Genomic DNA, 20,756 nt, shown 5'->3' with positions numbered 1-20,756 from the left:
CGGTAGGTGCTCTTGAACGCTGTATTTGCTAATCTTTTTTCAAACGTGCAGCCGTGCCATGCTGGCGGCCGTCGTTTCGAGCGCCGCATCTTTTCAGAGACTTTTTGATGCTCATCAAGACCGCCTCTGTCGACCTGACCAATTGCGACCGCGAGCCAATCCACATCCCCGGCAGTGTTCAACCCTATGGTTGTCTACTCGCCTGCGATGGCTCCGTCGGGATGGTCCGGCGCCATTCGGTCAATGCCAGCGCGATGCTTGGTGTGGGATCAGGCGACATAAATGGCCGCAGGCTGGATGATCTGATCGGCGAGGGGCCGGCGCACGACATTCGCAATGCCATCGCCAAATGGGGCAACCAGCAGCGCCCGGGATTGCTGATCGATTTCAAGGTCGCGCATTCGCAGACCGCGTTCAACGTCGCCGTGCATCGGCACAAAGGCGTCAATATCATCGAATTCGAGCCGGCTGATGCCAGCGATGCAACACCACCTCTGGAGTTGTCGCGCTTGCTGATTGGCCGCATCGGCCAATGCAACGATCTCGACGTGCTGTTCGACAATGCAGCGCGGCTGCTGCGTGGCGCACTCGGTTACGACCGGGTGATGGTCTATCAATTCGCTCATGACGGCTCCGGCCGAGTGATCAGCGAGGCGCGCCGCGGCGATCTCGAGAGTTTTCTGGGACAGCACTTCCCGGCCGGAGACATCCCGCAGCAGGCGAGGGTGCTTTACGTCCAGAACACGGTGCGTATCGTCTCGGATGCGAGTGGTGAGCGCGTGGCCATTGAGCCGGAGTTCGACACATCCGGTGAGCCGCTCGACCTTTCCTTTGCACATCTGCGTAGCGTTTCGCCGATCCACTGCGAGTATCTGCGCAATATGGGCGTCGGTGCGTCGATGTCGATTTCCATCATCCACGACGGCGTGCTCTGGGGGCTGATCGCCTGCCATCATTATGCACCGCGCGCGCTTTCCATGGAGAAACGCGTTGCTGCAGAGATGTTTGGCGAGTTCTTTTCCATGCAATTGGCCGGGCTTCTTCAAAAACGCAAACTGGCCGCTAGCGAAAGCGCGCAGCGCTATCTCGACCAGCTGTTGCACAATGTTTCGCATCACGGCGATATCGAAGACCTGCTCAAGGAAAGCATTCGCGATTTTAGCGTGCTGATGCCGTGTGACGGTATTGGCCTATACCTCAACAAGATCTGGACGTCTTATGGCAACGCGCCGCCGGCTGCGGCAGTACCGGCGCTGATGGGCTTCATCAATTCGGTAGCCGAGGGACGGGTGTGGGCGACGAGCGCCCTGTCAGATCGATTGCCGGCCGCTGAAGACTATGCGGCCGCCGTCTCCGGCGTGCTGGCGGTGCCATTGTCGCAATTGCCGCGCGACTATCTCCTGTTTTTTCGCAGCGAAGTAACGCAAACGCTGAACTGGGCGGGTGATCCCAACAAGACGTACGAAATCGGTCCATTGGGCGATCGGCTGACGCCGCGCAAGAGCTTCGCGATCTGGAAGGAGACCGTGCAGCGCCAGTCCCAGCCATGGCTGCAAAACGAGCGCGACACCGCCGAGGCTGTGCGCTCGGCTTTGGTGGAAGTGGTGCTTCGCCACAACGAATTACTGGCGGATGAGCGGCACAAGGCTGACCTGCGCCAGAAAATCCTGAATGAAGAGCTCAATCATCGCGTCAAGAATATCCTTGCGTTGATCAAATCGCTGGTCTCGCACCCGGTCGAGGATGGCCGCAGCATCGAGGATTATGTCGCTTCGCTGAAGGGACGTATTCAGGCCTTGTCGCTTGCGCATGATCAGGTCATCCGGGGCGCCGGTGGCGGTGCATTGAAGGGCTTGCTCGATGCCGAATTTTCGCCGTATCGCGAGTCGGTGAAAGCGATCGAGGTGACCGGGCCCGATGTTCTGCTCGACGCTCGAGCCTATTCGGTACTCGCACTTGTGCTGCACGAACTGGCCACCAATGCCGCCAAATATGGGGCGCTTTCCGTAAGCACGGGGCGGCTGTCACTCCAGTGGAAACGGACGGATATCGGCGACTGCGAAATCCACTGGCTTGAGCGCGACGGCCCGCTTGTCACGCCGCCATTGCGGCCGGGCTTTGGATCGATGCTGATCGGTCGCAGCATTCCCTATGACCTCGGCGGCGAAAGCGATGTCGACTATGAGCCGGCCGGCACGCGCGTGCGGTTGCTCATCCCGGCGCGCTTCGTTGTCTGGCCCGCGCCGGTGGCGGCGTGCAACGTGCGCGCCCGACGCGAGGACGACAGGCCGATGGCGTCGATGCGCGGCTTGAAGGTGTTGATGGTCGAGGACCAGCTTCTGATTGCCATGGACGTCGAAACCATGCTGACCCACGAAGGCGCAGCATCGGTCAAGACGGCATCTTCGGTCAAGGAGGCATTGATCGCGCTGACGATCATGAGGCCTGATGTGGCCATCCTCGACGTCAATCTCGGCAATGGCAGTTCGGTGCCGGTGGCCCAGGCATTGCGCGAGCGGGGTATCCCCTTCGTCTTCGCCACGGGTTATGGCGAGACCAGCCTGATCCCGGCGTCGATGGATGACGTGCCGATCGTGCGCAAACCCTACGACCTTACTTCGCTGGTCGCCGCGATGACCACGGCGATGGCGAAGAAGAACTCGGCCGGATAGTTTACTGCCCCGAGGGCGTGCGCAGCCCGTGCCAGGCGTCGCGGACCTGATGGTAATGAACTTCTGGCAGATAGTCTGGCGTGTTCAGCCCAAGCGTTTTCACATCCAGCCTGCCGATTGCGCTGAGCAGCGAATAGGATGCGATGACCCGGTCGCGCTGCGCGCCAATCAGGCGTGCCTTTGCCTGTACGAGGTCCTGCTGTGAGTTCAGGACGTCAACAGTAGTGCGCTGACCGCCCTGGGCCTCGCGCTGTACGCCCTGTAGTGCAACGCCAGCAGCGCGTACTTCGGCTTCCGCGGCACTCACCGCGGTCTTGGCGCCTTCATTTGACACCCATGCACCGACGACTGCGGTGCGGGCCTGATTGCGGACCTGCTCGAGCACCAGGCGGCTGACCGATGACAGTTCCTTGGCCTGGCGCGTCTGCGCAGCACCGAGGCCGCCGTCATAGATCGGCGCAGTCAATTGGCCGACAATCGAAGCCTGGTCGGTGCCAAAAGTGCCAAGCGTCGGATCCGATTGGCTGGATTTGCTGGCGCTGCCCTGCAGCGTCAGAGTAGGCAACAGGCTGCTCTCCGCCACCTTGATCGTCGTGGTCGCCACATCGACATCGTAGCCGGCTGCCAGCACTGCGGGGTGCGCCTTGAAGGCCTGATTGACGGCATCGTCGCGGTTGCGCGGCAGCAGCCGATCCATCGGTTCGGCCGGACTGAGCCGCGAGGGCGTAGCACCAATCACCTGCGCATAAGTCGCTTGGCTGATGGCGAGATTGACTTCGGCGGCGTTGAGATCGGCTTGGCCACGCGCCAGACGCGCTTCCGCCTGTGACGTGTCGGTGGGCGTGACGTCCCCGGCGTTGAGCCGCTTCTGGGCGATGCCGAGGGTTTCGCGCAGGGAGGCGACGTTGGTCCGCTGGGCTTCGACCAGCGATTGGTTGGCGAGAACATTGGTATAGGCAACGACAGCGTCCAGCAGCACGCCCTGGCCGACATTGCGCAGCGCTTCCCGGCCGGACTGAACCTGCAATTCCGCGACGCGGACACTGTTGGCTGTCTTGTTTCCGTTATAAAGCGTCTGGGTGACCGTGACGCCGATGGTCCATGGCTTTAGCGTTGCGCCCTGGATGGTGTTGTCCACGAGCAGGTTGCGTACGGCCTGAAGGCCATAGCTCAGCGTGGCTGCCACCTGAGGCCGGTAGCCGGCCATCGCCTGCGGAACGTTCTCATCGGTGGCACGCTGGCGAGCCCGTTCGCCGTTCAGCTGCGGATTGGACTGATAGGCTTTGGCAAGGGCTTCCGACACTGTTTCGGCACGGGCATCGACCGCAGCAAAAATGCCATAGCCAATCAGGCTCAGGGCCATGCCTGTCCGAAGCGCGCGTCTTGCGACGAGGCCAAATATGCCGTGACGAACCATATTATCCCAAAGTAATCTTCGGACGTCCGCCCCCGCTGACGTCTAGGTATGTTTAGAGGGCGTTGCCTTTGCAGGCAAACCATCCGGCGAAGAACCTCCGGGCTTTTGCGCTTTCCCCACAGGGCATTTGGCTGCCCCGATTTGCTTGATTGATCAGGACCCTAGAGTGGATGGGGCGCTCCGTGAATGCGACGAATAAACCCGCTTCACATGGCCGCGTGTGTTGCATGTCGGGCACATTTCTGAATAACCGCACGCAGTGGTAACTCTGTCCGGCTTTGCTCCGCGATCGCGCTGAGGAGTTGCCGATCCTGCCCAGCCGGAATACTTATGCCCAAGATATTCACTGATCCCGACGCCATCGCCGAAGACATCATTCGCGACGTCGGGACGACGCTCGTGGTCGGGCTGCCGCTCGGGCTTGGCAAGGCCAACCATATCATCAATGCGCTCTATCAGCGCGCGCTGGCCGATCGCAGCATCAAGCTGACTTTCTTCTCCGCGCTCACCCTGGAGAAGCCGAAGCCGTCCAGTGAGCTGGAGAAGCGCTTCATCAATCCGGTGATCGAGCGGTTGTTCGGTGGCTATCCCGATCTTGCTTATGCAACGGCGCTTCACAAAGGCGAGCTTCCGCCAAACATTCAGGTCAACGAATTCTTCTTCCTCGCGGGAAAATGGCTGCGGGTTGCCGATGCGCAGCAGCACTATATTTCAGCGAACTATACCCATGCGTCATCCTATCTTCTGACGCGCGGCCTTAACGTGATCACGCAACTGGTGTCGAAGCGCGTCGTTAACGGCGCCGCGCGCTATAGCCTGAGCTGCAATACCGACACCACGCTGGATCTCATGCGCGCGCGCAATGAAGGTCGCGTCTCGTTTAAGTTGATAGGTCAGGTCAATTCGGAGCTGCCCTTCATGCCGGGGCAGGGTGATCTTGCCGGCGATGAATTTCACGCGGTACTCGAAAGCCCGGAGACTGAATTTCCGCTGTTTGCGCCCCCATCCGAACCGGTCAACGACACCAAATACGCGATTGGATTACACGCTGCAGGCCTGGTGCGCGACGGTGGCACGCTGCAAATCGGCATTGGACAAGTGGGCGATGCGCTGGCGCAGGGCCTGATCGTTCGCCACCGCGACAATGCAGCGTTCCTCAATCTGATGCAGCGTCTTGCCCCCGACGCGCCTCCGAAGGAAGCCGCGACGTTCGAACGCGGCCTCTACGGCGTCAGCGAAATGCTGTTCGAAGCATTTCTCGGCCTGATCGATGCCGGCATTCTCAAGCGCGAGGTGGATGGCACCATCGTGCATGGCGCGTTCTTTCTTGGGCCGAATGCATTCTATCAGGCGCTGCGCGACATGGCGCCGGAGCGTCTGGCGAAGATCCAGATGATGCCGGTGTCATTCACCAACGAACTCTACGGTGATGAAGATGCCAAACGCCGTGCGCGCGTCGATGCACGCTTCGTCAACAACACGATGATGGCGACGCTGATGGGCGCCGCGATCTCCGACGGTCTCGAGAACGGCCAGGTCGTGAGCGGGGTCGGCGGGCAGTACAATTTCGTCTCACAGGCTTTCGCTCTGGACGGCGCGCGCTCGATCCTGACTCTCGAATCCACACGCATGGGCAAGAAGCCGATTTCCAATATTCGTTGGAGTTATGGTCACACCACGATCCCGCGACACCTGCGCGATATCATCGTGACAGAGTATGGTGTCGCCGATCTGCGCGGAAAATCGGATGCCGACGTCATCGCGGCCATGCTGCAGGTGTCGGACTCGCGCTTTCAGCCGGAACTGATGCAGTGGGCCAAGGAGGCTGGAAAGCTTCTCAAGAGCTATGACATTCCTGCAGCGTATCGTGACAATGTACCTGAGCGGATTTCCGCTGCGCTCAGGCCGGCGCGGGACGCCGGTCTTCTGCCCATGTTCCCGTTTGGCAGCGATTTCACTGCCGTGGAGCAGCGCCTGATCCCTGCGCTGCAGATACTGAGCGCGGCATCGGTGTCGCCACAACAGCTCGCAGGCCTATTCTGGCAGGGCATGACACGCGCACCGAGTGCGTCAGATGAAGCGGCGCTTGCGCGGCTCGGGCTCGATCGTCCGGCCACATGGGCCGAACGCGCCTATCGTGTGCTGGTATCCGCTGCGCTCGCGCGCAGCGGCTCAGCCTAGCGGTTCTTGTTGACCGGCTTCCGCTTCTCGATGAATGCCGCCATGCCTTCTGAACGGTCTTCAAGCGCGAATGTCGCGTGAAACAGATCGCGTTCGACCTTGAGGCCTTCGGTGAGCGGCGTCTCGAAGGCACGATTGACGGCGTTCTTCGCCATCGTCGCCACTGGGCGCGACATGGCGGCGATCTTTTCCGCCATCGCGATGGCTTCTTCCATCAGCTTGTCGGCCGGGACAATGCGGCTGACGAGACCGGAGCGCTCGGCTTCCGCCGCATCCATCATGCGGCCCGTCAGGCAGAGGTCCATCGCCTTCGATTTGCCAATGGCGCGTGTGAGGCGCTGGGTGCCGCCGATGCCGGGAATGGTGCCAAGCGTGATTTCCGGCTGGCCGAACTTCGCGGTGTCCGCTGCGATCATGATATCACACATCATCGCCAGCTCGCAGCCGCCACCAAGTGCATAGCCTGACACGGCGGCAATTGTTGGCTTGGTGCAGGTGGCCACACGGTCGCCGCCGATCGCGGTGAAATCACTGGAGAACATGTCGATGAAGCTCTTTGGCTGCATCTCCTTGATATCTGCTCCGGCGGCAAATGCTTTCTCGCTGCCGGTCACGATGATGCAGCCCACGGCGATGTCGGCTTCCAGCTCGTCGATGGCGATCTTGATTTCGCCGAACACACCGAAAGAAAGGGCATTAAGCATCTTCGGGCGATTCAGCGTGATGATGCCGACCGCGCCTTTGCGCTCAACGATGAGGTGTTCGTAGCTGCTCATGTTCCATCCCGCGGATTTTTGCCGAAGCCGCCAGGATCGGCGGCCCCGCGCAATTTGCCCGCTCGGGGGATGGGGTTCAAGCCATAAACATACGGGCCGCGGAGGCCATGGTCAGCAAACCGCCAAATGCGATGAAGATCTTACCAACGAGGGAGGTCTTGTCCCAGGTCGTGCTGTTCTCGCTGGCGACTTCCGGTGCCGGCGTATCGATGGTGGCCTTTGCGAGCGTCAGCGGCGGCTTGTCGTTGCTGATGGCACGATCGAGGTCGTTGAGCTGGTCAGCGGCAACGAGCTGCGCATTGCTGGCGCCGGAATCCGGCAAGGTCGTTGCGGGCTGTTCCTGCTGGCCGCCGATTTGGCCAAGCGCGCTGCCGGCTTGCGATGACATATTGTAGGTGTTGGTCGCTGCGGTCTCAGAGGGCCATTGCGCATTCGCATTGGCGACCAATGATGGGATGGCGGTATCGCTGCTTCCCGGCTTCGCGTCTTCCATTTTGGCAGTGTCCTCATCAGCCGACTTTTTCGACGCCTTGGTTGCCTGTCGGTCGGACTTGCGCGATTTCGTTTCGCTCTTCCTGGCACTGCGGTGCTTGGTGGCCTTCGCTGCTGGTTCGGCGGACGTGTCTACGGCGCTGCCGACCGCTGCGGCCGGCTCGGATGCCGGGGCATCGTTTTCGGTCGCGTGAAGCGGTGCCGATGTGCAGATCCACAATCCGGCTGCGATGACCAATGCCGCACGCCCGCTGGCTCTGATGTTCATGGAAATCTCCCCAAAATACCGGCCCCCAATGGCCGCAAGGGAAACTGCGCAGGTGTTCACACCGGGGCAAAAAAAGGGAATCTTCGGACGAGTCCGGCAAAAACGGGGCATGAACACAGCCGCAGTCATCGTGTCCACAGGCGTCAGCAAAAATCTGCCTTTGAAATCAAGGAGACGGATGTCACTCTGACGGTTCGATGTTATGAGCCAGATGTCTTTGAAATCTTCGGCTCGGGGTTGGGGCGCAGGCAAGGGTTTCACGGTTCCGTGATTTTTCTCTCAGCTGGCGTAACAAACTGAATTATCCGCCGAATTGGCTTTAGGAGCGCGCGTGCGCGGACGTGACGACGAATGGACCGATCTGATGCGGTCGGCCAATGCAGGGGATAGCGTTGCTTATCATCGCCTGCTGAAGTCGGTTACGCCCGTGCTGCGCGCCGGAGCGCGGCAGGGCCTGTCACGGGCTGGCCAGCCGCCCGATCAGGCCGAGGACATTGTGCAGGACATTTTGCTGGCGGTGCATTTGAAGCGGCAGACCTGGGACGCGAACGCGCCATTCGCGCCGTGGCTGTTTGCGATCGCCCGCAACAAGCTGATCGATGCGCTGCGCCGGCGCGGGCGTCGGATCTTCGTCAACATCGACGATTTTGCCGAAACGATTCCGAGCGAGCCGCCGGCTGAAACATTGCCCACCGTCGAGATATCCAATCATCTCGCCGATCTTCCGCCGCGGCAGCGCGACGTGTTGCGATCGATCGCGGTGGACAGCGTATCCATCAAGAATACGGCGTCGAAATTGTCGATGACCGAAGGCGCCGTGCGCGTGGCGTTGCATCGTGGGCTCGCGAGCCTCGCAGCCAAGCTGCGGAAGGATTGACCATGGATACCGATCGCCTGATTCAAACGCTGGCTGCCGATCATGATCACCGTGCTCGTCCGGTCAGCACCCAGCTCGCGATGGCCTTGCTGGTCGCGCTGCCGGTGGCGGCGGCGATGCTGCTGGTAACGCTCGGCATCCGTCCGGATTTCATGTCGGCGATGCGAAATCCGTTTTTCGATACCAAGTTTTTGGTGACCTTGGCGCTCGCGATTCCCGCGATTGTGATCAGCGTTCATCTATCGAAGCCGGAAGCGTCGTTGGGGCGCTGGGTCTGGCTGCTGCTGTTGTCGCCGTTCATTCTCATCATCGCATTGATCGTCGAAATGACGATGCCGCAACGCGCGCCGATGATGGTGCGTATCATCGGCAAAAACTCGTCGGTATGTTCGGCGGCGATCACGTTGCTGTCGCTGCCGATCCTCGGCGGCGCGATGATCGCGCTGCGCCACGGCGCGCCGTCACGCCCCGCCGTTGCCGGTGCGCTCGCGGGATTGATGTCAGCCGGGCTAGGGGCGACGTTTTACGCCGCGCATTGCGCGGACGACTCGCCGCTGTTTGTGGCGACCTGGTACACGCTCGCAGCCCTCGTCGTGGCGGCGCTGGGGGCAGCTGTCGGTTCGAAAGTACTGCGCTATTGAGCGGCGCGAGAGCCACGCGTTTAGCGAATGATGAATCCGGTCAGGCCGACGCCATAGCCGCCGGACGCCCGCTTGCAGCCTTGGCAATGTCTCCATTCAACTCGCCGGCATAGTCCTTGAAATCGACTTCGAGCGTGTAGCGCGCGGAATTGAGCCAGGTGCTGATCTTTCTCTGGTGGAAGTCACGGACCTCCAGTGCCATATCGCCGGGGCTGGGCAGGGCGACCTTGCCGGTCAGTACGGATGCAATCCATCGCGCCTGGATTTCGACCAGCGGGATAGTTGGCCCGATGGGCTGGACCAATCCGGCAAAGAACAGGCCGGGCCGGTTCGGCGGTGCGATGCGCCGATAGAGATCGACCATGCCGCCGTCCTCCGGCACCGAGAAGATCTCGGGCGGGAGGAACGGGAAGCTGGTCTTGTAACCGGTAGCGTAGATCACCGCGTCGAAGCTCTCCTGCGTGCCATCGGCGAAGGCGATGGCGTCCCCCTCCAGCGAGGTGACGTTCGGCTTGATGCTGATCCAGCCATGGCCGATATAAGGCAGCAACTCCTGGCTCAACGTCGCATGTTCGCGCCACATGGGATGTTTCGGCTTTGGCACGCCGAAGCGGGTCTGATCCCCGACAGCGAGATAGATCAGACGTGCCATGATCATGCGCGTCAGCAGTGTCGGGAATTTCAGTTTGCGCGCGAAGAAGGCCGACCAGCGGTCAACCGGAATACCCATCATGTACTTCGGCATGATGTAGGCGCCGGTCCGCGTCGACAGCGTAACGCTGTACGCACGCTTGCTGAGATCGACAGCAATATCGACGGCCGAATTGCCGATGCCGACGACCAGCACCTTCTTGTCCTCGAATGGCTGCGCGGTGCGATACTGGCTGGAATGAATCGCCGTGCCGTTGAATGTGCCAGGGAATGTCGGCCAGCGTGGATCCCAGAGATGACCATTGGCGACAATGACTGTCTTGTATGCGCGCGAGCCCTCATGTGTAGTTACGTGCCAACCGTCATCGGTCTTTTCGACCGAGGTCACTTCGCAATTGAAGCGGGTGCGGGTTCGTGAGCCAAACCGATCGGCATAGGCTTCCAGATATTCCAGCAACTCTTGATGCGACAGGAAGTCGGGCTTGTCGGCGGGAATCGGAAAATCGGAATAGCCGAGATTGTCGCGGCTGGTGTCGATATGCAGGTTGCGATAGGCGCAGGACAGGCCATTGTCATTGCCGTAGCGCCACATTCCGCCGACGTTTGAGCCCTTCTCGTAGATATCGAAACTGAGTCCCTTGTCGTGAAGAGCCTTGGCAACGGCAATGCCGGAGGAGCCGGCGCCAATGATACAGATGTCGATTGCAGGCTCGGTCATGCAGCAGATTTTTCGGCAAGATGCTGGCGATACTGGCTCACAATGTCCTCGAAACTCTTGTCAGCGACGACGCCGACAGATGGCGCGCGGGTGGAGATGAAGCCTTTCGGCCAGCTATCGACGATCTTCTTGAGATCGGGGTCGAGGGCATATGTCACGTTCGGCGTGGTGTTGGTGACACGTGCGATCGATTCAATGATGTCTTCCATGCTGATCGTCAGGGCAGGCTGATTGAGCACGCGTTTGCCGCGCATCTTGACCGGATCGGCATTGTGAAGCGTGATCAAATTCTGCGCAACGGTCTCGACCGAGACGACCGGCACTTTCGTGTCAGCGCGCAATGGGCAAATCGACGGTTTGCCAGTGACGCCGTCACGAACGATGCCCGCGATACGGTCCGATACCGACTGTGTCGGCGGGCCGGGATGCACCAATACGATCGGCAGGCGCAGGGCACGTGCATCGACCATCCCGTGACGCGTGGCGTCGGCCAGCATCAATTCAGCGATGGCCTTGTGCGTGCCATAGGACGTTTGTGGACGCTGCAAGTGGTCGTCATCGACATGATCGGGCAATAGCCCACCGAAGACCGCGATCGAGCTTGGAAAGATCAGGCGGGGCGGAGCATCCTTGGCGCCGACGGCATCGATCAATTCCGCGAGAGCCGAGACATTTACGGCCAGCGCGCGTGCCGGGTCCTGTTCTGCGGCGCTGGTTAGCACAGCGGCGAGATGAAACACGCTATGGGGCTTCCACGCAGCGACCTGCTTCAGCGTATCGGGTGCGTTGATGCCGGCTTGCAAGTGCCTCACACGTGGGTCGGATGTTGGCGGCAAATGTGTGTCGAGAAGGAGGAGCTCCTCGATTGTCCCGCTTGTGCCCGCAGCATTGGTGAGCGCGCCTGCCTGAAGAAGCGCAGAAGTGAGCGTTCTGCCGATGAAACCACCGGCGCCTGTGATCAAGACCCGCATGAATTCCGCCCTGCTTGATGCCAACCCATTCCGGCGTTGGTCGCCGCGATTGAGGCATCACTATCAGCGCCTTCACCGGCAAGTCGATGCCTGCTGGCGGAATGGCAGGTCAGCGCAATTGGCGTTGCGGTCCTCGGTCGCAATGGCCAGACTGCAGCCATCCGCGTGAAAACACGCCGACTGACAATCGTCAGGCGGCAGGTGCTTCGGACGTCGCCTGCTGCATGCGGTGGAAGCGCAGGACCTGTTGCGCCGCGGAGATGCGCAGGCGTTCATAGGTCTCGCGGTCGGTCGTGCTGTCAGACAGCTGCGTTCCTGCGAGTTGCTCGCGCATGTTGATGATGGTCTTGACGGTCTTCCATGCAAAATTCGCGACCTTGCACAGAATGAAAATGCCCTCGCTGCGGGATTCGATCATCATGGTTTCCGCGACGGAGTTCGGTACGTTGGCCAGGCAGGCGAGCGCGGCGTTAGCCTCGTCGAACTTGCCGGCTTCGGCGAATTTCGCCACTTCGTTTTCATCCAGCCGACCGTCTTCAAATAGCGAGCGCACGAGACCGTGGGCAATGATGGTCTGCTGACTGATGCTGCCTGGTGCGGAGCGAGCCCGCCACGCGACCTGCTGAACCGCCAGCGATATGTCGGCGGTGTGGTGGACGCGTGCGGCTTCCAGCTTCGCCCGGACCGAGGCCGACGCCTTGGCGACGAGCTTCAGATAGTGGTGGCGCGGAATGGAGGGACGCAGGCCAACACACGTCGCAATCGTATCGTTGCCGTCAGCGCGCGAGAGTAGGGTATTGTAACCGCGCTCCGAAATGTCGGCGCCGCGGTTGTTGACGGTGCTGGTGACGACGGTGTCGTTACCGCGTTCGACGAGAACATCCGTCAGGGCGCCGCTCAGGACCTTGCGCGTCGAAATCGCGAGCAAATGGTCCTGGCTCTTGATGCGTGCATTTTCGATCAGCGCATGGTCATCGAGCTGCTCCGATTGGGAGAGCACGGGGGCGGCGACCTCGATCAGATCGTCGAATGCGAGGGTCCGGACGACCCGGGGCGGTGCAACGGAGATTGGCGCCAGTCGCTCGGCCAGAAGGGCCTTTGCGGACGCTTCCATATGCATCAGCAGGCAATCGAAAACGTCGTCGAACACTGCGATCTGCGCGTCGGAGTAATCCACGGCGTTATTGACGAACAGATCAGTGACGCGGCGCAGCGTTTCCACGCGCCGTGCGACCGTTCCGTGGGCCAGTGCGGCGTCAAGTTCGTCGAGTAAATTTGCCGATAGCGGCGACTTCGAAGACATAAATCAAATCCCGTAATTCTAATCGTGTCCTGCCGCGAATATGTTGCAGTCAGGGTTCGTGAAATTCGTTCAGGCGCTTGCAATTCGATTTCGTCCGCGCTCCTTGGCGGCGTAGAGTGCGCTGTCGGCACGTGCGAGTAAGGTGTCTGGCGTGTCGTTCGGACCCAATGTCGCAACGCCGCCCGAAATCGTCACGATCAAGCCGTCGGAAAATGCGCTCCAATCCAGGGCTTCGACAATCCCCCGCAAACGGTCGAGCATTTGCACGGCCTTGTCATGCGGCGTGTCCGGCAGCACCAGCAGGAATTCCTCGCCGCCATAGCGGCCGAATTTATCGATGCTGCGGATATTGGCGAAAATGGTGATGGCGAAGGTTCGCAGCACTTCGTCGCCGGTCGGATGCCCGAAATTGTCGTTAATCCGCTTGAACCAGTCGAGATCAATCAGCGCGGCGGTGCAGGGCGTATTACTGCGCTGTGCCCGAATGATTTCATCGTCAAGCAGTCGCATGATGCAGCGGCGATTGAATGACCCCGTCAGTTCGTCGAGTTCTGCTAGCTCTTCGATGCGCTTGTAGGCGGCCTCGAGTTCAACGCGGCGTCGAAATAGCGCGTCGCGTAGCGAGCTGGAAAAAATGCCAATGAACATACTGCGGGCGATGGTCATCGAGAATGTCAGCAAGGTGCCGAAGCGCTCAAGGGAGTTGCCAGAGGGGAGCGTCAAGGGCAGGTCGACGAAGAAATACAGCAGTGCGAGGCCGCCGGTCATGACGCTCCAGGCGCCGACACCTTCACGGGGCGAGGTACGCAGGGCGATGACATTGGCCACAAGAAACAATGCGCAGAGAAACACGACGGCGACATTGGGCGCTATGTAAACGAAGGCGAGCAGAAGTGCGTAAGTGACAGCCGTGTAGGGCGCTGCGAAGAAGTGATCGCGCCAGCCGTCCGTCAGGCCGCTTTCGGAGATCGCGAGGAAGATCAGGACAGAGACAAAAGCGCAGCCGGCATAGGCTGCGATGATCGTGCCGTCGACCGTGCCTGCGGCGAGGAACACGAGAAGCAATGCGATGTTGACGGCGTGACTGGCAGCCGCCAGTGCGAGCATTTGACGCCGACGCCTCAAGCGACGCGCCAGCGTATCCGTCGGCAGCTCTCCATCGACGGCTTCGAAGTCGCCGTTGACTGGATTCAAGACTGATGAAGCGGCTGCGGTCATTGAGCCCATCGATGGGTTTCGCTGACGGAACTCTAGTGCTCAAAGCCTTTAGGTTTGGTATCTATTGCCGTGAGCCAAATCCGGTAACCGGCTACTCATTCGCTGCTCTCGGCGACAAAATGTTGACGGATCGAATGCTGCGGGACCGCCAGAGGATAGCAAACATAGCTTTGTTATTTAAGTAAAAATGCCCGGGCCGATGACGGGCCCGGGCGAGTTGACTTGATGTGGCGGACAGGCCGCCAGGACAAGTTACGGTATCCACTTAGGAGGGTTTCCGGGTATGGCTGCAAAATGCCGGTTCCGCCGTCTCAAGGCTGTTCCGGAAGCCACGACTTGGTAAGGTTGCCGTGTGAATCGCTGGCGTTCGGGTCGGAAATGCCCCAGCATCATGCTACCTGTTACCCGTTCCGCCCAAGAAGAGGGCGGTAAAAGCCCGTTCGGTGCGGTTAAAACAGCCGCGACCGGTATATTCCTGCCCATTCGAGAAGATTTTATCTTGTCAATCGAACCTCTTACATCCTCATTCAGACCAACCTTGCGAGACGGGCAGTGAGTGCAACACAGGCGGCATCGGATGAGGTTCTGATCGCCCGGATTGCGCAAGGCGACCGTCTTGCCATGCAGGTGCTTTATGGCAGGCACCATGTCCGGGTGTTTCGCTTCGGCTTTCGGCTGGTGCGGAACGAACAGATTGCTGAGGATCTTATCAGCGAGGTGTTCCTGGATGTGTGGCGGCAGGCGGGCAAATTCGAGGGTCGCTCCGCAGTCTCGACCTGGCTCCTGGCGATTACGAGGTTCAAGGCGCTGTCCGCGCTGCGCAAGCGCAAGGACGCCGAACTGGACGACGAGACGGCCAACGCGATCGAGGATACGTCCGATAATCCCGAAGTGTCGGTTCAGAAGAAGGATACCAGTGACGCGTTGCGGAAGTGCCTGACATCTCTTTCGCCCGAGCATCGGGAAATCGTCGATCTCGTCTACTACCACGAGAAGTCCGTGGAAGAGGTGGCCGAGATCGTCGGAATTCCCGAGAATACCGTCAAGACGCGCCTGTTTTATGCGCGCAAGAAATTAGCCGATCTGCTCAAGGCAGCCGGCATTGAACGAGGCTGGCCATGATGGCGATGAGCAACAAAGTGCCGACCCAGGAGCCAGGCGAGATCGAGGCATTGCTGCCTTGGCACGCCGCGGGCACGCTCAACGCGCGTGATGCTCGCCGCGTCGATGATGCGCTGGCCAAGGATCCGGAACTGGCGAAGCAATATGCCGTGATCCAGGAAGAATACGCGGAGACCATTGGCCTCAATGAGAGCCTCGGTGCGCCGTCTTCACGGGCGATGCAGAAGCTGTTTGCTGCGATTGACGCCGAGCCGGTGCGCAGCGGATCGACATCGGTCGGTCTGTCGGCGCGGATTTCCGGATTTTTCGCATCGCTTTCGCCGCGGACGCTGGCGGCTTCGGCCGCTGTTGGCGCGCTCGCGATCATGCTACAGGCGGGTGTCATCGGCACCGTGCTGATGCAGCGCGACACACGCACATTCCAGACCGCGTCCTATGAAGCTGCGCCGTCGTCAGCGAGTGCACCGACCGCTGTCACCCGGTCGCTCGCGCCGGCACCGGCCTCGGTAGAAGCCGCGACGCGCCTGTTCGTCCGTTTTGCGCCGACTGCGCGGGTGTCTGACATCACAGCGCTGCTCGATGGCTATCAGGGCACGATTGTCGATAGCGGCAAGGACGGGCTGTTCCGGCTGCAGTTCGGCAATCGCGCCATGACCAAGGACCAGATCGCCGGGCTGATCCGCCGGCTGGAGAACGAGAAGATCGTCAGCATGGCGGTTCAGGCGCAATAGGCGCCGTCGGTTGATCCGATCCGCATTGTGCGTGCGAGGCCTGTTCCATGAGACATGATCGTGGTGCCTCCGGACCAATGATGAAATGCACGGCCGCTGTGCTTTCGCTCGCAGTCGCATGTCCGATCGGCCTTTCGGTCGCTGGCGCGCAGAGCATGATGCGCTCGCCGAGCCTCAATATCGGCTCGCGCGTTCCCACGATCTCTCCCAGCACAACGCCGCGCATCAATCCGAACATCGCTGCCGGTGCGGGCCGCATCGCCGGCCGCGGTCCGAGTATCGCGAGCCGCGGACCCATTGCTGGTCGCGTCGGTATCACCAGCGTCGGTCCGCGCGGTGCGGCGATCGGGACGACAGCCAGCCGGACACCGCCCATATCCTCGCGGCCAGGGCGCACACCGCCGCCGAAGATCGTGGGCGTGCTGCCAACCATTCCTTATGTACGCTATTCCCCCAACACCTATCCGAGCTGCGCCTATGCCAATCGCGCGACATCCGGCGAGTGTAACGAGAAGCCATTCGTTGCAGATCTGGGTGGCGGCGGCCCGACGCCGCGCAGCCAGAATGCCGGTGGTGGACCGCGCAGCAATGGCCCACAGGCAGCCCTGAACACGCGTTATGTCCCACGGCAGATCGTCGCCGAACTCGACGACGCGCTAACGCCCGATCAGGCTTCTGCGCTGGCGCAGCGGTTGCGCCTGGAGCGTCTGTCGTCGCAGGATTTTCCGCTGATAGGCGCCAATATCAGCCTGTTCCGGATCACCGACAACCGTTCGGTCGAGACTGTCGAGGCCCAGATGCGCGCCGAGGCGGGCGTGCGGGCCGTGCAGCCCAACTTCCGCTATGTGCTGCAGGATCAGGTGACGACACCAGTGCTGGGCGAGGGCGATCCCGCGCAATATGCGCTGGCAAAACTTCGTCTGCCCGAGGCGCACAAACTGTCGGCTGGCGCCAATGTCACTGTCGCTGTCATCGACTCCGGCATCGATGTCGCCCATCCCGAACTCGCTGACGCCATCGTGGGTTCGTTCGATGCGCTTGGCAGCAAGGAGGGGGCGCATGTGCACGGCACCGGCATTGCGGGCGCGATCGTGTCGCATGCGCGGCTGATGGGAAGCGCGCCGCGCGCGCGCATTCTTGCCATTCGTGCCTTTGGCGTTTCGCAGGGCGGTGCGGAGAGTTCGTCTTTCGTGATCCTCAAGGGTATCAACCACGCGGCAATGAATGGCGCCCAGGTCATCAATATGAGCTTTGCCGGCCCGCAGGATCCGCTGATCGAGCGCGGTATTGCGGCGTCCGCCAGCAAGGGCATCGTGATGGTCGCAGCATCAGGCAATGCCGGGCCGAAATCGCCGCCGCTTTATCCCGCTGCAAGCCCCAGCGTGATCGCCGTCAGTGCCACCGATGCGTATGACAGGCTGTTCGCCGCGTCGAACCGTGGCAGCCACATCGCGGTGGCTGCACCGGGCGTCGATATTTTCCTGCCCGCGCCGGACAACAAGTACCAGATGACGTCCGGCACCTCGTTCTCGGCGGCTTATATCAGCGGGCTCGCCGCATTGATGATCGAGCGCAATTCGCAACTGCGGCCGAACGAGATCCGCAGCATCCTGATGACAACCGCGCGTGATCTTGGTGCACCCGGCCGTGATGACCTGTTCGGTGCCGGAGCGGCGGATGCCTATAGTGCGGTATCGGCAGTGCAGGGCGCTCAGCAACCCGTGGCGACAGCGCCTGCGCCTGTGACGCCTGTTGTCGTCACCGCGCCGGCGCCGGCGCCGGCGACGCGTGCGGTCGAGGCGTCGTCGCCGGCGATGGCGTCAGACGTCCAAAAATAATCCGCTGATCGTTGAACGTTTGTCCGGGTGGACCGGACATATGGATGTGGGAGCGGCATTCCCTCCCCAACGAGGCCATATCCGGCGCATGCGCCCAAACATTCGCGCCGGTATAGCTTGACCCGTCCGGTTGTCCCCCCGGGCGGGTCTTTCGTTTTTGTTAACCAAAAATTTTAACCTTCAGGTCATAGATTGCCGGTGCATGGCCCGGCATCGAGCAAGGCTCAAGCAAGGCTTGACTGCAATACCTCAGGTTTGACGGGGCTTTCTCTCGTGTTTCCAACGCAATTGTCCAAGTTTGACCACATTGCGCTGGACCCCGAAAACTTTTCCACAGAAACTCTCCAAGTATTGGTGAGTGATTCGTTTGTTGCTTTGCGTCCGTTTTTTCTCTTGCGGACATTTCCATGTCATCTCACCTGAATTTTCCTTACCCGCATGCCGGCATCGGTCGGCCACTGGCCCAGCGCTGGTGCGCTCTTGCCGAGAGCCGGCTGGATTACCTGACAGAACTGTTCGAGAGCGGGCGGTGGCGCCGTTTTCACAGTGAAGCCGAGTTTCTCGACAATATTCAGGAAGCCAAGGAAGCGGTTGAACGCTGGCGGCTGATGGTCGAGGGCGAGACTGCCGCCGTGAGGCGCGTGCTGTCTTCGGAAGGTGTGATCTACCGGGCGCCGCGCGCCCCTGAACCACCACGGCCTGCTGCCGTCGCAGCCCTGGCCGTCGCTGCGCCTGCGCCCTTGCAGCCCGACATTGAGCCAGTGGCTGAAGCGGCTTCGCCGGTCCTGATCCCGATCGAAACCCTGTTGCGGCAGGCGCCGCCTCGGCAGGCGGCGGTAACGCCGGCAGATCTGGATTGGCAGAAGGCGCTCGATCCTCTGGTCATGAGCGCGCGCTATCCGATGCTGCGGACGGCGCTTTAGCGCACTGTGTTGCCGGACACCGCAACCTGCTGATAGCGCTGCGCGCCATCGGCGGTGAGGTCAGGTGTGACCGGCTTTGCATGATCGAGGCCGACCACAGCGCCGCGCGGTGCGCCTGAAATCATGTTGTTGTTGACAAGCGCGGTGCCGGCTCCCGGCGCGACCGATACGCCGATGCCGATGAAGCTGTTGCGCACCACGTTGCCGGTGATGGCGACATCGCGCAGATATTTGCCCCAGCCCGCGATCACGCCGAAGGACGGCGCGTTCTCGACGACATTGCCGGTCACGCTGGCGTCGGCTTCGATATAGATGCCGATGCCGGCATCGTCGTCGGGCGCTGTGCCGATCGGCCGCTTCGGGATCAGGTTGCGGATGATATTGCCTTGCACGACGGCAATGCGGCCGCCCTCGTTGAAATTGCAGACGGAGACACCGAGCGCCGCACCATCGACGGTGTTGTTGGCAATCACCGCAGCCTCGAAGGCGAATTCCGAATAGAGCGCGACTTCGCGGACGCTCGACACGCTGTTGCCGGTGATGTGGATATTCGATGCCGAATTGCCGCGCACCGCCGAGTAATCGCAATTGCGGATGCGATTGCCGGACACAATGACATTGCCGGCACGATAGGCGTTGATGGCGTTGCCATACTGACCGGAGCCGCCGGGACCCGCCTTGATGTCCTCGATACGATTGTCGATCACTTGCGTGCCGTCATCGCCGATGGCGGTGCGCAGGATCTCGATGCCGTTGCTGCTGGCGCCGGAAATGGTGTTCTGCGCCACGATCAAGCCCTGCGCATCGAACGAGACGATGGCCGTGGTGGCGATGTTGGTGAGTGTATTGCCGGTGATCGCGCCCGCCGCGTTGTCCAGCCAGATGCCGGCGCCGCCGCTATTGCTAACGATGCAATCGATGATGCGGAGTTCGCGCGCCTGCACCATGTGCAGCAGCCCGCGCCGCGGCGGCAGTTTGGCGAAGTTGCCGTCCAGCGTGAGGCCACTGAGGCTGACATAGTCCGCGCCTTCGCCTGACAGCAGTGACGCGCCGCCGCTGAAGGTGAGGGTCGTTGCGCCGCGCACACCGATGATGTGCGAGCCGCGCGCGAGCCTGAGCATGCCGGTGCGATAGTTGCCGGGCGGCAATGCGAGCGGTGCCTGCGCACGTGCCGCCTCGTCGATGGCGCGCTGCAATGCGCGGGTCTGGTCGTCCTGGCTGTTGGCGCGCACGCCATATTGTGTGGCGTCGCGCCCGAGCGTCGAGGTGAGCGGGGCGGCGCGTGCCGCATCGCTCGATACGGCGAATGCGCCGGCGGCGAGACCTGCGCCGGACGCAGTCAACAGATGGCGGCGATGCAGGTCCATGGTTCAAGGTCCCGGTGGATGTCCGCTGATGACGTAACGCAAGATGATGCGCGTGACGTTGCCAGGCGAGAGTGGCCGCGATGAATGTGCAGGGTAGGGTTAATGATGCTCTGACATATGGAACGGTAAGAGCGGGTGCATCACTCCCGGTCGTCATGGCCGGATGGCGCGAAGCGAGCTTCGCAATAATCCCAGGCCTCTCCCCACGTCATGGCCGGGCTTGACCCGGCCATCCACCTTGTCTTGTGCGACGGTGTGCGGGCCAAGCTGGATCCCCGGGTCAAGCCCGGGGATGACACCTGTGGGTGCGGCGCCTCCATCGCGCCATCACAGATTCAACTGTCAAACAGCCACTGCTCTTCAGACATGCGTCATCACCCCCATTGTTTGCGGCGCGGGGGCGCCGTCGTCGCTTGCATTCCTACCCCCTTGTGAGAGGGCGTGCGGAACGCCGGGTGCCCGATGCACCCTTGGGCCTGATGCGAATGCGGTCTTCCGCAAGGATAATGCATCAGGACTTTCGGAGGCGCCGAGCGATTGCCCGACGTTCCGCATACGGTGTTTTTTCGGTTGCTTGCGCGTTGCCATGG

Annotated in this window: 16 protein-coding genes; 8 read left to right on the top strand and 8 right to left on the bottom strand. The window is 61.2% G+C overall.

Going from position 1 to position 20,756, the window contains the following annotated elements; all coding sequences use genetic code 11:
• Positions 1-107 precede the first annotated feature (107 nt).
• Positions 108-2,672 carry an HWE histidine kinase domain-containing protein gene (locus tag A4A58_RS26960; RefSeq protein ID WP_068738071.1) on the top strand — a complete coding sequence of 855 codons (2,565 nt, stop codon included), beginning with the start codon at positions 108-110 and terminating at the stop codon, positions 2,670-2,672.
• A 1-nt stretch (position 2,673) separates the two neighbouring features.
• Here the strand turns inward: A4A58_RS26960 and A4A58_RS26955 are convergent, their stop codons facing one another.
• The gene (locus tag A4A58_RS26955) at positions 2,674-4,035 is read right to left on the bottom strand and encodes a TolC family outer membrane protein (protein WP_244499883.1); all 1,362 of its coding nucleotides are present in this window, start codon (positions 4,033-4,035) and stop codon (positions 2,674-2,676) included.
• Between the two features lie 384 nt (positions 4,036-4,419).
• Between A4A58_RS26955 and A4A58_RS26950 the strand changes: the two genes are divergently transcribed.
• Positions 4,420-6,270: an acetyl-CoA hydrolase/transferase C-terminal domain-containing protein gene (locus A4A58_RS26950; protein WP_068738066.1), complete on the top strand. Its 1,851-nt coding sequence runs from the start codon at positions 4,420-4,422 to the stop codon at positions 6,268-6,270.
• Here A4A58_RS26950 and A4A58_RS26945 read toward each other — a convergent pair.
• Together A4A58_RS26945 and A4A58_RS26940 are read right to left on the bottom strand one after the other, a co-directional pair.
• Positions 6,267-7,046, bottom strand: coding sequence for an enoyl-CoA hydratase (locus A4A58_RS26945; protein ID WP_068738064.1), 780 nt, complete (start codon positions 7,044-7,046; stop codon positions 6,267-6,269). The genes A4A58_RS26950 and A4A58_RS26945 overlap by 4 nt on opposite strands.
• A gap of 76 nt (positions 7,047-7,122) precedes the next feature.
• A complete protein-coding gene (locus tag A4A58_RS26940) occupies positions 7,123-7,806 on the bottom strand; it encodes a hypothetical protein (RefSeq protein ID WP_068738062.1) in 684 nt (227 codons plus the stop codon).
• Positions 7,807-8,137: 331 nt separating this feature from the next.
• Between A4A58_RS26940 and A4A58_RS26935 the strand changes: the two genes are divergently transcribed.
• Together A4A58_RS26935 and A4A58_RS26930 are read left to right on the top strand one after the other, a co-directional pair.
• Positions 8,138-8,683, top strand: a complete 546-nt coding sequence (locus A4A58_RS26935; protein ID WP_068738060.1) for a sigma-70 family RNA polymerase sigma factor — start codon at positions 8,138-8,140, stop codon at positions 8,681-8,683.
• A gap of 2 nt (positions 8,684-8,685) precedes the next feature.
• On the top strand, positions 8,686-9,324 hold the full coding sequence (locus A4A58_RS26930) for an NrsF family protein (protein ID WP_068738058.1): 639 nt from the start codon (positions 8,686-8,688) through the stop codon (positions 9,322-9,324).
• A 40-nt stretch (positions 9,325-9,364) separates the two neighbouring features.
• On the opposite strand, the gene A4A58_RS26925 is transcribed toward A4A58_RS26930, so the two are convergent.
• The 4 genes from A4A58_RS26925 to A4A58_RS26910 form a co-directional block, all read right to left on the bottom strand.
• The gene (locus A4A58_RS26925) at positions 9,365-10,693 is read right to left on the bottom strand and encodes a flavin-containing monooxygenase (protein ID WP_068738056.1); all 1,329 of its coding nucleotides are present in this window, start codon (positions 10,691-10,693) and stop codon (positions 9,365-9,367) included.
• Positions 10,690-11,664, bottom strand: a complete 975-nt coding sequence (locus tag A4A58_RS26920; protein WP_068738053.1) for an NAD-dependent epimerase/dehydratase family protein — start codon at positions 11,662-11,664, stop codon at positions 10,690-10,692. The genes A4A58_RS26925 and A4A58_RS26920 overlap by 4 nt, the downstream gene beginning before the upstream one ends.
• A 190-nt stretch (positions 11,665-11,854) precedes the next feature.
• On the bottom strand, positions 11,855-12,967 hold the full coding sequence (locus A4A58_RS26915) for a DUF2336 domain-containing protein (protein WP_068738051.1): 1,113 nt from the start codon (positions 12,965-12,967) through the stop codon (positions 11,855-11,857).
• Between the two features lie 69 nt (positions 12,968-13,036).
• Positions 13,037-14,161 (bottom strand): GGDEF domain-containing protein, encoded by a 1,125-nt coding sequence (locus A4A58_RS26910; RefSeq protein ID WP_244499882.1) that lies wholly within the window; start codon positions 14,159-14,161, stop codon positions 13,037-13,039.
• Positions 14,162-14,737: 576 nt separating this feature from the next.
• Here A4A58_RS26910 and A4A58_RS26905 point away from each other — a divergent pair.
• From A4A58_RS26905 to A4A58_RS26890, 4 genes are all read left to right on the top strand, one after another.
• A complete protein-coding gene (locus tag A4A58_RS26905) occupies positions 14,738-15,307 on the top strand; it encodes a sigma-70 family RNA polymerase sigma factor (protein WP_068738046.1) in 570 nt (189 codons plus the stop codon).
• Positions 15,304-16,038, top strand: coding sequence for a hypothetical protein (locus A4A58_RS26900; RefSeq protein WP_068738044.1), 735 nt, complete (start codon positions 15,304-15,306; stop codon positions 16,036-16,038). The genes A4A58_RS26905 and A4A58_RS26900 overlap by 4 nt, the downstream gene beginning before the upstream one ends.
• An 80-nt stretch (positions 16,039-16,118) precedes the next feature.
• Positions 16,119-17,876 carry a S8 family serine peptidase gene (locus A4A58_RS26895; RefSeq protein WP_244499881.1) on the top strand — a complete coding sequence of 586 codons (1,758 nt, stop codon included), beginning with the start codon at positions 16,119-16,121 and terminating at the stop codon, positions 17,874-17,876.
• Positions 17,877-18,283: 407 nt separating this feature from the next.
• A complete protein-coding gene (locus A4A58_RS26890) occupies positions 18,284-18,799 on the top strand; it encodes a TIGR03809 family protein (protein ID WP_068738040.1) in 516 nt (171 codons plus the stop codon).
• On the opposite strand, the gene A4A58_RS26885 is transcribed toward A4A58_RS26890, so the two are convergent.
• A complete protein-coding gene (locus A4A58_RS26885; protein ID WP_068738038.1) occupies positions 18,796-20,166 on the bottom strand; it encodes a TIGR03808 family TAT-translocated repetitive protein in 1,371 nt (456 codons plus the stop codon). The genes A4A58_RS26890 and A4A58_RS26885 overlap by 4 nt on opposite strands.
• Positions 20,167-20,756: the final 590 nt, after the last annotated feature.

Origin of the sequence: Tardiphaga robiniae (assembly GCF_001618955.1) — a bacterium.
GTDB classification, from domain to species: domain Bacteria; phylum Pseudomonadota; class Alphaproteobacteria; order Rhizobiales; family Xanthobacteraceae; genus Tardiphaga; species Tardiphaga robiniae_A.
Note: the sequence above shows the minus strand (reverse complement) of the source record. Positions and strands in the feature narration are given on the sequence as shown.

Coding starts and splice junctions, on each gene's coding strand:
- A4A58_RS26960 (WP_068738071.1), top strand. CDS start 108: ATGCTCATCAAGACCGCCTCTGTCGACCTGACCAATTGCGACCGCGAG.
- A4A58_RS26955 (WP_244499883.1), bottom strand. CDS start 4,035: ATGGCCCTGAGCCTGATTGGCTATGGCATTTTTGCTGCGGTCGATGCC.
- A4A58_RS26950 (WP_068738066.1), top strand. CDS start 4,420: ATGCCCAAGATATTCACTGATCCCGACGCCATCGCCGAAGACATCATT.
- A4A58_RS26945 (WP_068738064.1), bottom strand. CDS start 7,046: ATGAGCAGCTACGAACACCTCATCGTTGAGCGCAAAGGCGCGGTCGGC.
- A4A58_RS26940 (WP_068738062.1), bottom strand. CDS start 7,806: ATGAACATCAGAGCCAGCGGGCGTGCGGCATTGGTCATCGCAGCCGGA.
- A4A58_RS26930 (WP_068738058.1), top strand. CDS start 8,686: ATGGATACCGATCGCCTGATTCAAACGCTGGCTGCCGATCATGATCAC.
- A4A58_RS26925 (WP_068738056.1), bottom strand. CDS start 10,693: ATGACCGAGCCTGCAATCGACATCTGTATCATTGGCGCCGGCTCCTCC.
- A4A58_RS26920 (WP_068738053.1), bottom strand. CDS start 11,664: ATGCGGGTCTTGATCACAGGCGCCGGTGGTTTCATCGGCAGAACGCTC.
- A4A58_RS26915 (WP_068738051.1), bottom strand. CDS start 12,967: ATGTCTTCGAAGTCGCCGCTATCGGCAAATTTACTCGACGAACTTGAC.
- A4A58_RS26900 (WP_068738044.1), top strand. CDS start 15,304: ATGATGGCGATGAGCAACAAAGTGCCGACCCAGGAGCCAGGCGAGATC.
- A4A58_RS26895 (WP_244499881.1), top strand. CDS start 16,119: ATGAAATGCACGGCCGCTGTGCTTTCGCTCGCAGTCGCATGTCCGATC.
- A4A58_RS26890 (WP_068738040.1), top strand. CDS start 18,284: ATGTCATCTCACCTGAATTTTCCTTACCCGCATGCCGGCATCGGTCGG.
- A4A58_RS26885 (WP_068738038.1), bottom strand. CDS start 20,166: ATGGACCTGCATCGCCGCCATCTGTTGACTGCGTCCGGCGCAGGTCTC.